This window comes from Bradyrhizobium sp. FW305-F6, assembly GCF_058782905.1.
Map to the genome: position 1 here is coordinate 382417 of NZ_JBYSYD010000003.1, position 12320 is coordinate 394736.

The 12320-nt window shown below is 63.6% G+C and carries 21 protein-coding genes; all 21 read left to right on the plus strand.

Features of this window, described 5'->3' with window-relative positions:
* Positions 1-167 precede the first annotated feature (167 nt).
* The 21 genes from rpsL to rplF all read left to right on the plus strand — a co-directional run bounded on the left by rpsL (position 168) and on the right by rplF (position 12314).
* A complete protein-coding gene (rpsL, locus tag AC3WLX_RS22200) occupies positions 168-539 on the plus strand; it encodes a 30S ribosomal protein S12 (RefSeq protein WP_007603006.1) in 372 nt (123 codons plus the stop codon).
* Positions 540-554: 15 nt separating this feature from the next.
* A complete protein-coding gene (gene rpsG / locus AC3WLX_RS22205) occupies positions 555-1025 on the plus strand; it encodes a 30S ribosomal protein S7 (RefSeq protein WP_018647239.1) in 471 nt (156 codons plus the stop codon).
* 33 nt (positions 1026-1058) lie between these two features.
* A complete protein-coding gene (fusA, locus tag AC3WLX_RS22210; RefSeq protein ID WP_492337594.1) occupies positions 1059-3131 on the plus strand; it encodes an elongation factor G in 2073 nt (690 codons plus the stop codon).
* A 40-nt stretch (positions 3132-3171) separates the two neighbouring features.
* Complete coding sequence (gene tuf / locus AC3WLX_RS22215; protein ID WP_459604118.1) at positions 3172-4362, plus strand: elongation factor Tu; 1191 nt, start codon at positions 3172-3174, stop codon at positions 4360-4362.
* Between the two features lie 86 nt (positions 4363-4448).
* Complete coding sequence (gene rpsJ, locus AC3WLX_RS22220; RefSeq protein WP_002712302.1) at positions 4449-4757, plus strand: 30S ribosomal protein S10; 309 nt, start codon at positions 4449-4451, stop codon at positions 4755-4757.
* Positions 4758-4855: 98 nt separating this feature from the next.
* Positions 4856-5569 carry a 50S ribosomal protein L3 gene (gene rplC, locus AC3WLX_RS22225; RefSeq protein ID WP_291628804.1) on the plus strand — a complete coding sequence of 238 codons (714 nt, stop codon included), beginning with the start codon at positions 4856-4858 and terminating at the stop codon, positions 5567-5569.
* 1 nt (position 5570) lies between these two features.
* Positions 5571-6191, plus strand: coding sequence for a 50S ribosomal protein L4 (rplD, locus tag AC3WLX_RS22230; protein ID WP_018647243.1), 621 nt, complete (start codon positions 5571-5573; stop codon positions 6189-6191).
* Positions 6188-6490: a 50S ribosomal protein L23 gene (locus tag AC3WLX_RS22235; protein WP_008136362.1), complete on the plus strand. Its 303-nt coding sequence runs from the start codon at positions 6188-6190 to the stop codon at positions 6488-6490. The genes rplD and AC3WLX_RS22235 overlap by 4 nt, the downstream gene beginning before the upstream one ends.
* A 12-nt stretch (positions 6491-6502) precedes the next feature.
* A complete protein-coding gene (gene rplB, locus AC3WLX_RS22240) occupies positions 6503-7336 on the plus strand; it encodes a 50S ribosomal protein L2 (protein WP_091957434.1) in 834 nt (277 codons plus the stop codon).
* 12 nt (positions 7337-7348) lie between these two features.
* Positions 7349-7627, plus strand: a complete 279-nt coding sequence (gene rpsS, locus AC3WLX_RS22245) for a 30S ribosomal protein S19 (protein ID WP_008136357.1) — start codon at positions 7349-7351, stop codon at positions 7625-7627.
* A 10-nt stretch (positions 7628-7637) separates the two neighbouring features.
* Positions 7638-8021: a 50S ribosomal protein L22 gene (gene rplV, locus AC3WLX_RS22250; RefSeq protein ID WP_131867589.1), complete on the plus strand. Its 384-nt coding sequence runs from the start codon at positions 7638-7640 to the stop codon at positions 8019-8021.
* A 17-nt stretch (positions 8022-8038) separates the two neighbouring features.
* Complete coding sequence (gene rpsC, locus AC3WLX_RS22255) at positions 8039-8764, plus strand: 30S ribosomal protein S3 (RefSeq protein ID WP_014494500.1); 726 nt, start codon at positions 8039-8041, stop codon at positions 8762-8764.
* Positions 8765-8794: 30 nt separating this feature from the next.
* Complete coding sequence (rplP, locus tag AC3WLX_RS22260) at positions 8795-9208, plus strand: 50S ribosomal protein L16 (RefSeq protein WP_492337595.1); 414 nt, start codon at positions 8795-8797, stop codon at positions 9206-9208.
* A 5-nt stretch (positions 9209-9213) separates the two neighbouring features.
* Positions 9214-9420 (plus strand): 50S ribosomal protein L29, encoded by a 207-nt coding sequence (rpmC, locus tag AC3WLX_RS22265; protein WP_011088144.1) that lies wholly within the window; start codon positions 9214-9216, stop codon positions 9418-9420.
* Between the two features lie 13 nt (positions 9421-9433).
* Positions 9434-9682 (plus strand): 30S ribosomal protein S17, encoded by a 249-nt coding sequence (gene rpsQ / locus AC3WLX_RS22270; protein ID WP_438737544.1) that lies wholly within the window; start codon positions 9434-9436, stop codon positions 9680-9682.
* Positions 9683-9766: 84 nt separating this feature from the next.
* A complete protein-coding gene (gene rplN, locus AC3WLX_RS22275) occupies positions 9767-10135 on the plus strand; it encodes a 50S ribosomal protein L14 (protein WP_007603030.1) in 369 nt (122 codons plus the stop codon).
* A complete protein-coding gene (gene rplX, locus AC3WLX_RS22280; RefSeq protein WP_008549245.1) occupies positions 10135-10449 on the plus strand; it encodes a 50S ribosomal protein L24 in 315 nt (104 codons plus the stop codon). Before rplN ends, rplX begins: the two co-directional genes overlap by 1 nt.
* Positions 10442-10999 (plus strand): 50S ribosomal protein L5, encoded by a 558-nt coding sequence (gene rplE, locus AC3WLX_RS22285; RefSeq protein ID WP_492337596.1) that lies wholly within the window; start codon positions 10442-10444, stop codon positions 10997-10999. The genes rplX and rplE overlap by 8 nt, the downstream gene beginning before the upstream one ends.
* A gap of 46 nt (positions 11000-11045) precedes the next feature.
* The gene (gene rpsN / locus AC3WLX_RS22290) at positions 11046-11351 is read left to right on the plus strand and encodes a 30S ribosomal protein S14 (RefSeq protein WP_024342455.1); all 306 of its coding nucleotides are present in this window, start codon (positions 11046-11048) and stop codon (positions 11349-11351) included.
* A gap of 14 nt (positions 11352-11365) precedes the next feature.
* Positions 11366-11764 carry a 30S ribosomal protein S8 gene (gene rpsH / locus AC3WLX_RS22295; RefSeq protein ID WP_024342456.1) on the plus strand — a complete coding sequence of 133 codons (399 nt, stop codon included), beginning with the start codon at positions 11366-11368 and terminating at the stop codon, positions 11762-11764.
* A 16-nt stretch (positions 11765-11780) separates the two neighbouring features.
* Positions 11781-12314 (plus strand): 50S ribosomal protein L6, encoded by a 534-nt coding sequence (gene rplF, locus AC3WLX_RS22300; protein WP_291625046.1) that lies wholly within the window; start codon positions 11781-11783, stop codon positions 12312-12314.
* Positions 12315-12320 lie beyond the last annotated feature (6 nt).

Below are 12320 nucleotides of genomic sequence, written 5' to 3' on the forward strand. Positions count from 1 at the left end.
TCCGCTCGTTGATGGAGCGGTTGGCGCAATTTCGCTTTGCGCGGATCGTTCCGCGCGAGGCGGCCCCCTCGGGCGGGTGGCTCGAAAGAATTTGCGGTCCCGGCAACGGGCCGCGGCAAGACAGCGGACCCGAAAGGGGCCGCGGCAGAACAAAGGGTAAGGCCAGGATGCCGACGATCAACCAGCTGATCGCTCAACCGCGGGAAGTGCAGAAGTCGCGCAAGAAGGTGCCGGCGCTGCAGCAGTCGCCGCAGAAGCGTGGTGTTTGCACCCGCGTCTACACCACGACCCCGAAGAAGCCGAACTCGGCGCTTCGTAAGGTCGCCAAGGTGCGCCTGACCAACGGCTTCGAGGTGATCGGCTACATCCCCGGTGAGGGCCATAACCTCCAGGAGCATTCGGTGGTCATGATCCGCGGCGGCCGCGTCAAGGACTTGCCGGGCGTGCGCTACCACATCCTCCGCGGCGTTCTGGATACCCAGGGCGTCAAGAACCGTAAGCAGCGTCGTTCGAAGTACGGCGCCAAGCGTCCGAAGTAAGCGGGAACCAAGCCTATGTCTCGTCGCCACTCTGCGGAAAAGCGCGAAGTTCTCCCGGATCCGAAGTTCGGGAACATCATCGTCACGAAGTTCATGAACTCGGTGATGTACGCCGGCAAGAAGTCGGTTGCGGAAGGCATCGTCTATGGTGCGTTCGGCATCATCGAGAGCAAGACCAAGCAGAACCCGCTCGGCGTGTTCGAGCAGGCGCTCGAGAACGTCATGCCGACCATCGAGGTTCGCTCCCGCCGCGTCGGCGGCGCGACCTACCAGGTTCCGGTCGAGGTTCGCTCGACCCGCCGCCAGGCCCTCGGCATTCGCTGGCTGATCGCGGCCGCGCGCGAGCGCAACGAGAAGACGATGACCGAGCGGCTCTCGGCGGAGCTCTTGGACGCATCGAACAACCGGGGGAACGCCGTCAAGAAGCGCGAAGACGTGCACCGCATGGCGGAAGCCAACCGCGCCTTCTCGCACTATCGCTGGTAACGGCGAAACAAACGGACTCGCAAGGAACACCCCATGCCCCGCCAACATGCCATCGAGGACTACCGTAACTTCGGTATCATGGCGCATATCGACGCCGGCAAGACGACGACGACCGAGCGCATCCTCTACTACACCGGCAAGAGCCACAAGATCGGCGAAGTGCACGAAGGTGCCGCGACGATGGACTGGATGGAGCAGGAGCAGGAGCGGGGCATCACGATCACCTCGGCTGCGACCACCGCGTTCTGGAACGGCAAGCGCCTGAACATCATCGACACCCCCGGCCACGTCGACTTCACCATCGAGGTCGAGCGTAGCTTGCGCGTGCTCGACGGCGCCGTCTGCGTGCTCGACTCCAACCAGGGCGTCGAGCCCCAGACCGAAACCGTCTGGCGCCAGGGCGACAAGTACAAGGTTCCGCGCATCGTCTTCGCCAACAAGATGGACAAGATCGGTGCCGACTTCTTCAAGTGTCTGGCTGATATCGTCGACCGTCTGGGCGCCAAGCCCGTCGCGATCCAGCTTCCGATCGGTGCCGAAAACAACTTCAAGGGTCTCGTCGACCTCGTGAAGATGCAGGGCGTCGTCTGGAACGATGAATCGCTCGGCGCGAAGTTCGACTATGTCGACATTCCGGAAGACATGGTCGAGCAGGCCAAGGAATATCGCGAGAAGATGGTGGAAGCCGCCGTCGAGCTCGACGACGACGCCATGGCCGCCTATCTCGACGGCAAGGAGCCGGACGAGGCGACCCTGAAGCGTCTGATCCGCAAGGCGGTGCTGACCGGCGCGTTCTATCCCGTGCTGTGCGGCTCCGCGTTCAAGAACAAGGGCGTGCAGCCGCTGCTCGACGCCGTCGTCGACTACCTGCCGTCGCCGCTCGACGTGCCCGCGATCAAGGGCACCGACGACAAGGGCAACGAAGTCGTGCGCAAGGCGGACGACAAGGAGCCCCTGGCGCTGCTCGCGTTCAAGATCATGGACGACCCGTTCGTCGGCACCATCACCTTCTGCCGCATCTATTCCGGCATTCTGCAGAGCGGCACCGGCGTCGTGAACTCGACCCGCGAGAAGAAGGAGCGCATCGGGCGCATGCTGTTGATGCATGCGAACAACCGCGAGGACATCAAGGAAGCCTATGCCGGCGACATCGTCGCGCTGGCCGGCCTGAAGGAAGCGCGCACCGGTGACACGCTGTGCGATCCCGACAAGCAGGTGATCCTGGAGAAGATGGAATTCCCCGAGCCGGTCATCGAGATCGCGATCGAGCCGAAGTCCAAGGCCGACCAGGAGAAGCTGGGCGTGGCACTGGCCAAGCTCGCCGCGGAGGATCCGTCCTTCCGCGTGTCGACCGACCACGAGTCCGGCCAGACCATCCTCAAGGGCATGGGCGAACTGCATCTCGACATCAAGGTCGACATCCTCAAGCGCACCTACAAGGTCGACGCCAACATCGGCGCGCCGCAGGTGGCGTTCCGTGAGCGCATCACCAAGCGGGTGGAGCACAGCTACACCCACAAGAAGCAGACCGGCGGTACCGGCCAGTTCGCGGCTGTGTCGTTCATCGTCGAGCCGAACGAGGCCGGCAAGGGCTTCGAGTTCGAGTCGAAGATCGTCGGCGGCGCGGTGCCGAAGGAGTACATCCCCGGCGTCGAGAAGGGCCTGGAGAGCGTGCTGTCGTCCGGCGTGGTCGCGGGCTTCCCCGTGGTCGACGTCAAGGTGCAGCTCGTCGACGGCAAGTATCACGACGTCGACTCGTCGGCGCTCGCCTTCGAAATCGCCTCGCGCGCCTGCTTCCGCGAAGCGCTGCAGATGGGCAAGTCCGTCCTGCTCGAGCCGATCATGAAGGTCGAAGTGGTGACGCCGGAAGACTATACCGGTTCGGTCATCGGCGACCTGAATTCGCGGCGCGGTCAGATCCAGGGTCAGGACATGCGCGGCAATGCCAACGTCATCAACGCGATGGTGCCGCTCATGAACATGTTCGGTTACGTGAACAATCTGCGCTCGATGAGCCAGGGTCGCGCGACCTTCACTATGCAGTTCGACCACTACGCAGAAGCGCCGGCCAATGTGTCGGCAGAAGTCCAGAAGAAGTTTGCCTGATTGTCGTCGGTCTCAAGCTGACGATTGAACGGAGAGTCAAATGGCCAAAGCAAAGTTTGAACGTAACAAGCCGCACTGCAACATCGGCACCATCGGTCACGTCGACCATGGCAAGACGTCGCTGACCGCGGCGATCACCAAGATCCTCGCCGAGACCGGCGGTGCGACGTTCACCGCGTACGACCAGATCGACAAGGCGCCGGAAGAGAAGGCCCGCGGCATCACCATCTCGACCGCGCACGTCGAGTACGAGACGCAGAACCGCCACTACGCCCACGTCGACTGCCCCGGCCACGCCGACTACGTCAAGAACATGATCACCGGCGCCGCCCAGATGGACGGTGCGATCCTGGTCGTGTCGGCCGCTGACGGCCCGATGCCGCAGACCCGCGAGCACATCTTGCTCGCCCGCCAGGTCGGCGTGCCCGCGCTCGTCGTGTTCCTCAACAAGTGCGACATGGTCGACGATCCGGAGCTGCTCGAGCTCGTCGAGCTCGAAGTCCGCGAGCTGCTCTCGAAGTACGAATTCCCCGGTGACAAGATCCCGATCATCAAGGGCTCGGCGCTGGCCGCTCTCGAAGACTCCGACAAGAAGCTCGGCCACGACGCCATCCTCGAGCTGATGCGCAACGTCGACGAATACATCCCGCAGCCGGAGCGTCCGATCGACCAGCCGTTCCTGATGCCGGTCGAAGACGTGTTCTCGATCTCGGGCCGCGGCACCGTCGTGACCGGCCGTGTCGAGCGCGGCATCGTCAAGGTCGGCGAGGAAATCGAGATCGTCGGTCTCCGGGCCACCCAGAAGACCACCGTCACCGGCGTCGAAATGTTCCGCAAGCTGCTCGACCAGGGTCAGGCCGGCGACAACATCGGCGCGCTGCTCCGCGGCACCAAGCGCGAGGACGTCGAGCGCGGCCAGGTTCTGGCCAAGCCGGGTTCGGTCAAGCCGCACACCAAGTTCAAGGCTGAGGCCTACATCCTCACCAAGGAAGAGGGCGGCCGCCACACCCCGTTCTTCACCAACTACCGTCCGCAGTTCTACTTCCGCACCACCGACGTGACCGGTGTCGTGCACCTGCCGGAAGGCACCGAGATGGTGATGCCGGGCGACAACATCGCGATGGAAGTGCACCTGATCGTGCCGATCGCGATGGAAGAGAAGCTCCGCTTCGCGATCCGCGAAGGTGGCCGCACCGTCGGCGCCGGCGTCGTCGCCTCGATCATCGAGTAACAAGCGAATAGGGAATGGTGAGTGGCGAATAGGGATTTCCTAGTCGCTACTCGCTACTCGCCACTCTACTCAAAGAAAGCACGGCAATGAACGGCCAAAACATTCGTATCCGTCTCAAGGCGTTCGACCATCGTATCCTCGATACGTCGACCCGCGAGATCGTGAACACGGCGAAGCGCACCGGCGCGCAGGTCCGCGGGCCCATCCCGCTGCCCACCCGCATCGAGAAGTTCACCGTCAACCGTTCGCCCCACGTCGACAAGAAGAGCCGCGAACAGTTCGAGATGCGCACTCACAAGCGCCTGCTCGACATCGTCGATCCGACCCCGCAGACCGTCGATGCTTTGATGAAGCTCGACCTGGCCGCCGGTGTCGACGTCGAGATCAAGCTCTGAGCAAGACCCCGCGAAGTGGGCACCGGTTCTCGGACCGGGTCTTGCTCACTACGAAGATTAGCTAGTCCGCAAGGACAGAAAGAACAGGAAGCAAGCCGATGCGCTCCGGAGTGATCGCACAAAAGGTCGGGATGACGCGGGTCTTCACGGAGGCCGGCGAACATATTCCCGTGACCGTGCTGAAGCTCGGCAATTGCCAGGTCGTAGGCCACCGCACCGAAGACAAGAACGGTTACGTCGCGCTCCAGCTCGGTTCGGGCAGCCGCAAGACCGTTTACATGCCCAAGGCCGAGCGCGGCCAGTTCGCGGTCGCCAAGGTCGAGCCGAAGCGCCGGGTCGAGGAATTCCGCGTCACCGCGGACGCCATGATCCCGGTTGGCGCCGAGATCCAGGCCGATCATTTCGTCGTCGGCCAGTTCGTCGACGTCACCGGCACCTCGGTCGGTAAGGGCTTCGCCGGCGGCATGAAGCGCTGGAACTTCGGCGGTCTGCGCGCCACCCACGGTGTGTCGATCTCGCACCGCTCGATCGGTTCGACCGGTGGCCGTCAGGACCCCGGCAAGACCTGGAAGAACAAGAAGATGCCCGGCCACATGGGTGTCGACCGCATCACCACGCTCAACCTTCGCGTCGTCCAGACCGATGTCGAGCGCGGCCTGATCCTCGTCGAAGGCGCCGTTCCCGGCTCCAAGGGCGGCTGGATCCGCGTGCGCGACGCCGTCAAGAAGCCGCTGCCGAAGGAAGCTCCGAAGCCCGGCAAGTTCAAGGTTGCTGGCGATGCGGAAGCCGCTCCGGCTGCGCAGGAGGCGTGAGATGGAATTGAAGGTCACCACCCTCGAAGGTAAGGAAGCGGGCTCCGTCCAGCTGTCCGACGCCATTTTCGGCCTCGAGCCGCGCGAGGACATCATTGCGCGCTGCGTGCAGTGGCAGCTCAACAAGCGGCAGGCCGGCACGCACAAGGCCAAGGGTCGCGCCGAGATCTGGCGCACCGGCAAGAAGATGTACAAGCAGAAGGGCACCGGCGGTGCCCGTCACGGCTCGGCCCGCGTGCCGCAGTTCCGCGGCGGCGGCCGTGCCTTCGGTCCGGTGGTGCGTTCGCACGCCACCGACCTGCCGAAGAAGGTCCGCGCGCTCGCCCTCAAGCATGCGCTCTCGGCCAAGGCCAAGGACGGCGATCTCGTCGTGATTGAGAAGGCCGCGCTCGAGGCCGCCAAGACCAAAGCGCTGCTCGGCCACTTCTCCGGTCTCGGGCTCACCAACGCGCTGATCATCGACGGCGCCGAGCTCAACAACGGCTTTGCCGCCGCGGCCCGCAACATCCCGAACATGGACGTGCTGCCGATCCAGGGCATCAACGTCTATGACATCCTGCGCCGTCAGAAGCTCGTTCTGACCAAGGCCGCCATCGATGCGCTGGAGGCGCGCTTCAAATGACGAAGAACATCGAGCCTCGCCATTACGACGTGATCCTGTCGCCGGTCGTGACCGAGAAGGCCACGATCGCCTCGGAGCACAACAAGGTCCTGTTCAAGGTGGCCGCCAAGGCGACCAAGCCGCAGATCAAGGAAGCGATCGAGAAGCTGTTCGACGTCAAGGTGAAGAGCGTCAACACGCTGGTCCGCAAGGGCAAGACGAAGGTCTTCCGCGGCAATCTCGGCTCGCAGTCGAATTCCAAGCGCGCGATCGTGACCCTCGAAGAGGGACACCGGATCGACGTGACCACCGGTCTGTAAGGTCGTACGACGATGGCACTGAAGACATTCAATCCCACGACGCCCGGCCAGCGCCAGCTGGTCATGGTCGATCGTTCGGCCCTGTACAAGGGCAAGCCGGTCAAGGCGCTCACCGAAGGCAAGCACTCCTCGGGCGGTCGCAACAGTACCGGTCGCATTACCGTGCGCTTCCGTGGCGGCGGTCACAAGCGGACGCTGCGCACCGTCGATTTCAAGCGTGAGAAGATCGACGTTCCCGCGACCGTCGAGCGGCTGGAATACGATCCGAACCGCAGCGGCTTCATCGCGCTGATCAAGTATCAGGATGGCGAGCAGGCCTACATCCTGGCGCCGCAGCGCCTCGCCGTGGGTGACACCATCATCGCCGGCAACTACGTCGACGTGAAGCCGGGCAACGTCATGCCGCTCGGCAACATGCCGGTTGGCACGATCATCCACAACATCGAGCTCAAGATCGGGAAGGGCGGCCAGCTCGCCCGTTCCGCCGGCACCTACGCCCAGCTCGTCGGCCGCGACCAGGACTACGTCATCATCCGCCTGAACTCGGGCGAGCAGCGCCTGGTGCACGGCCGTTGCCGCGGCACGATCGGTGCAGTGTCGAACCCGGATCACATGAACACCTCGATCGGCAAGGCCGGCCGCAACCGTTGGCTTGGCCGCAAGCCGCATAACCGTGGTGTTTCGATGAACCCGATCGACCATCCGCACGGCGGTGGTGAGGGTCGTACCTCGGGCGGCCGTCACCCGGTCACGCCGTGGGGCAAGCCGACCAAGGGCAAGAAGACGCGCACCAACAAGTCGACCAACAAATTCATTCTCCTAAGCCGCCACAAGCGGAAGAAGTAAGGAACGCCGGACATGGTTCGTTCAGTCTGGAAAGGCCCGTTCGTCGAGGGTTCTCTGCTCAAGAAGGCAGATGCCGCGCGCGCGTCCGGCCGTCACGACGTCATCAAGATCTGGAGCCGTCGCTCGACGATCCTGCCGCAGTTCGTCGGCCTGACCTTCGGCGTCTACAACGGTCAAAAGCACGTGCCGGTGGCCGTCAACGAGGAAATGGTCGGCCACAAGTTCGGCGAGTTCTCGCCGACCCGGACCTTCCATGGCCACTCCGGCGACAAGAAAGCCAAGAAGGCTTGAGGATTAAACGATGAGCAAACCAAAGCGCGAACGGAGCCTCGCCGAGAACGAGGCCAAGGCGGTCGCCCGGATGCTGCGGGTGAGCCCGCAGAAGCTCAACCTGGTCGCCCAGCTCATTCGCGGCCGGAAGGCGTCTGCCGCGCTCGCCGACCTGCAGTTTTCGCGCAAGCGGATCGCGGTCGACGTGAAGAAGTGCCTGGAATCGGCTATCGCCAACGCCGAGAACAACCACGACCTCGACGTCGACGATCTCGTCGTGGCGCAGGCCTTCGTCGGCAACGGCCTCGTGATGAAGCGCTTCGCCGCCCGCGGTCGCGGCCGCTCGGGCCGTGTCTACAAACCGTTTTCGCAGCTGACGATCATCGTTCGTCAGGTCGAAGCTGAAGCCGCTTAAGGGCGCAGGAGAACACGATGGGTCAAAAGATCAATCCGATCGGTCTGCGCCTCGGCATCAACCGGACCTGGGATTCCCGCTGGTTCGCCGGCAAGCAGGAATATGGCAAGCTGCTGCACGAGGACGTCAAGATCCGCGAGATCCTGCACAAGGAGCTCAAGCAGGCTGCCGTCGCCCGCATCGTGATCGAGCGTCCGCACAAGAAGTGCCGCGTCACCATCCACTCGGCTCGTCCGGGCGTGGTGATCGGCAAGAAGGGTGCCGACATCGACAAGCTGCGCAAGAAGGTCGCGGACATCACGTCGTCCGACGTCGTCATCAACATTGTCGAGATCCGCAAGCCGGAGCTCGATGCGACGCTGGTGGCCGAGTCGATCGCCCAGCAACTCGAGCGCCGCGTGGCGTTCCGCCGTGCCATGAAGCGCGCCGTTCAGTCGGCGATGCGTCTCGGCGCGGAAGGCATCCGGATCAACTGCTCAGGACGCCTCGGCGGTGCGGAAATCGCGCGCATGGAGTGGTACCGCGAAGGCCGCGTGCCGCTGCACACGCTGCGCGCGGATATCGACTACGGCGTTGCGACCGCGTTCACGACCTTCGGCACCTGTGGCGTCAAGGTCTGGATCTTCAAGGGTGAGATCCTCGAGCACGATCCGATGGCCCAGGACAAGAGAATGGCCGAAGGCGAGACCGGCGGCAGTGGCGATCGTGGTGGCCGTCAGCGCCGCGACACGGCTGCAGCCTAAAGCCGCACAGGAATTTGAGGGCTCAAAGCCATGATGCAACCTAAGAAAACGAAGTTCCGGAAGGCGCATAAGGGCCGCATCCACGGCGTTGCGTCTTCGGGCGCGACGTTGGCGTTCGGCCAGTTCGGCCTGAAGGCGACCGAGCCTGACCGCGTCACCGCGCGCCAGATCGAAGCCGCGCGCCGCGCGCTGACCCGTCACATGAAGCGCGCCGGCCGCGTCTGGATCCGCGTGTTCCCGGACGTTCCGGTGTCGAAGAAACCGGCCGAAGTCCGCATGGGCTCCGGCAAGGGATCGCCGGAACTGTGGGTCGCGCGCGTCAAGCCGGGCAGGGTGCTGTTCGAGATCGACGGCGTCAACACCCAGACGGCGCGTGAGGCGCTGACGCTGGCGGCCGCCAAGCTGCCGATCAAGACGCGCTTCGTCGAGCGCATTGCGGAGTAATGGCCATGGCCCAGATGAAGATCGAAGACATCCGCGCGATGAGCCCCGATCAGCAGGATGACGCCATCCTGAACCTGAAGAAGGAGCGCTTCAACCTGCGCTTCCAGCGCGCCACCGGCCAGCTCGAGAACACCTCGCGCCTGCGCGAGGCCCGCCGTGACATCGCCCGGATCAAGACCGTCGCCGCGCAGACGCGCGCGAAGAAGAAGTAAGAGGCTTACGAAGATGCCGAAACGTACTTTGCAGGGCGTGGTCGTCAGCGACAAGCAGGCCAAGACCATCGTGGTGCGCGTCGATCGCCGCTTCACGCACCCGATCTACAAGAAGACGATCCGCCGTTCGAAGAACTACCACGCGCACGACGAGAGCAGCCAGTTCAAGCCGGGCGACATGGTGTGGATCGAGGAAACGAAGCCGATTTCGAAGTTGAAGCGCTGGGTCGTGATCCGGGGCGAACACAAGAAAAGCGCCTGATCTGTTGGCTCTAGCCGGCTGACTTCAGGGAAATGTTGAGCGCCGGCTGGGCTGGCGCAAAGAGAAAGAGGACGAGGTGCATCAATGATTCAGATGCAGACCAACCTCGACGTGGCCGACAATTCTGGCGCACGCCGTGTCATGTGTATCAAGGTGCTCGGGGGTTCCAAGCGCCGCTACGCCACGATCGGCGACATCATCGTCGTGTCGATCAAGGAAGCGATTCCGCGTGGCAAGGTGAAGAAGGGCGACGTGATGAAGGCCGTCGTGGTGCGCGTCCGCAAGGACATCCGCCGCGCCGACGGTTCGGTCATCCGCTTCGACCGCAACGCCGCCGTTCTGATCAACAACCAGTCCGAGCCGGTCGGCACCCGTATCTTCGGGCCCGTGCCGCGCGAGCTGCGCGCCAAGAACCACATGAAGATCATCTCGCTCGCGCCGGAGGTGCTGTGATGGCTGCGAAGATCCGCAAGGGCGACAAGGTCGTCGTGCTGACCGGCCGCGACAAGGGCCGCACCGGCGAGGTGTTCGAGGTGCGTCCCGACGCCGGTACCGCGCTGGTGCGCGGCATCAACGTGGTCAAGCGTCACCAGAAGCAGACGCAGGCCCAGGAGGGCGGCATCATCTCGAAAGAGGCGCCGATCCAACTGTCCAACATCGCGTATGTCGGCAAGGACGGAAAGCCGACCCGCGTCGGATTCAAGATTCTGGCGGACGGCAAGAAGGTCCGCATCGCCAAGAGCTCGGGAGCTGAGATCGATGGCTGAGGCCGCTTACACCCCGCGCCTGCGCGCGGAATATGATTCGAAGATCCGCACTGCTCTGACCGAGAAGTTCGGTTACGAGAACGTCATGCAGGTTCCGCGCCTGGACAAGGTCGTGCTGAACATGGGCGTTGGCGATTCCGTCAACGACCGCAAGAAGGCCGAGACCGCCGCTGCCGAATTGACCCAGATCGCCGGCCAGAAGGCGATTGTGACTTATTCGCGCATCGCGATCGCGACCTTCAAGCTGCGTGAGAACCAGCCGATCGGCTGCAAGGTCACGCTGCGCAAGGCCCGCATGTACGAGTTCATCGACCGCCTGGTTACGGTGGCGCTGCCGCGCGTCCGCGACTTCCGCGGCCTGAACCCGAAGAGCTTCGACGGCCGCGGCAACTACTCGCTCGGCATCAAGGAGCACATCATTTTCCCCGAGATCGACTTCGACAAGGTCACGGAAGCCCGCGGTATGGACATCACCGTCTGCACCACGGCCAAGACCGACGACGAGGCGAGGGCCTTGTTGACCGCTTTCAATTTCCCGTTCCGGCAGTGAGACGCTGACCTAGAGCCTCTCAAACGCGGATACCCAGGAGCCAAGCATGGCAAAGAAGAGTTCAGTCGAGAAGAACAACCGGCGCAAGCGGATGGTGAAGAACGCCGCCGCCAAGCGCGAGCGGTTGAAGGCGATCATCGCCGACAAGACGCTGCCGATGGAGGAGCGGTTCGCCGCGACCCTGAAGCTGGCGGAAATGCCGCGCAACTCGTCGGCGACCCGGATCCGCCTGCGTTGCGAGCTGTCGGGCCGCCCGCGCTCGAACTACCGCAAGAACAAGCTGTCCCGTATCGCGCTGCGCGACCTTGGCTCCAAGGGCATGGTCCCGGGCCTCGTGAAGTCCAGCTGGTAAGGAGGGTCGTTTAGATGTCTACGCACGATCCAATCAGCGATCTGATCACCCGTATCCGCAACGCGCAGATGCGTTCGAAGACCAAGGTCTCGACGCCCGGTTCGAAGATGCGCGAGAACGTGCTCGAGGTTCTGAAGGCCGAGGGCTACATCCGCGGTTACGCCACGCTCGAGCATTCCTCGGGCCGCAGCGAGATCGAGATCGAGCTGAAGTATTTCGACGGCGAGCCCGTCATCCGCGAGATCGAACGCGTTTCCAAGCCGGGGCGCCGCGTCTACGCCTCGGTGAAGAACCTGCCGCGGGTGAACAACGGACTCGGCATTTCGGTGTTGTCGACGCCGAAGGGGATCATGGCCGACCACAGCGCGCGCGACGCGAATGTGGGCGGTGAAGTCCTCTTCACGGTGTTCTGAGAAGGATTTTCGATCCATGTCACGTGTTGGCAAAAGGCCTGTGGCGGTTCCGTCCGGTGTGACCGCGACCGTCGATGGGCAGACCGTCAAGATGAAGGGGCCGAAGGGCCAGCTTCAGTTCGTCGTCCACGACGACGTCGAGGTGAAGCTCGAGAACGGCCAGGTCAAGGTCAAGCCGCGAGCCGAGACCAACCGCGCGCGGGCGCTGTACGGTACCGCTCGCGCCCAGGTCGCGAATCTGGTCGAAGGCGTCACCAAGGGCTTCGAGAAGAAGCTCGAGATCACCGGCGTCGGCTATCGCGCCGCGATGCAGGGCAAGAACCTGCAGCTCGCGCTCGGCTACAGCCATGACGTGATCTATCCGATTCCCGAGGGGATCACGATCACGGTGCCGAAGCCGACCGAGATCACGGTGGCGGGCAGCGACATCCAGCGCGTCGGCCAGGTCGCCGCCGAGATCCGCGCCTACCGTCCGCCGGAGCCCTACAAGGGCAAGGGCGTGAAGTATGTGGGCGAATTCATCTTCCGCAAGGAAGGCAAGAAGAAGTAACGGAGC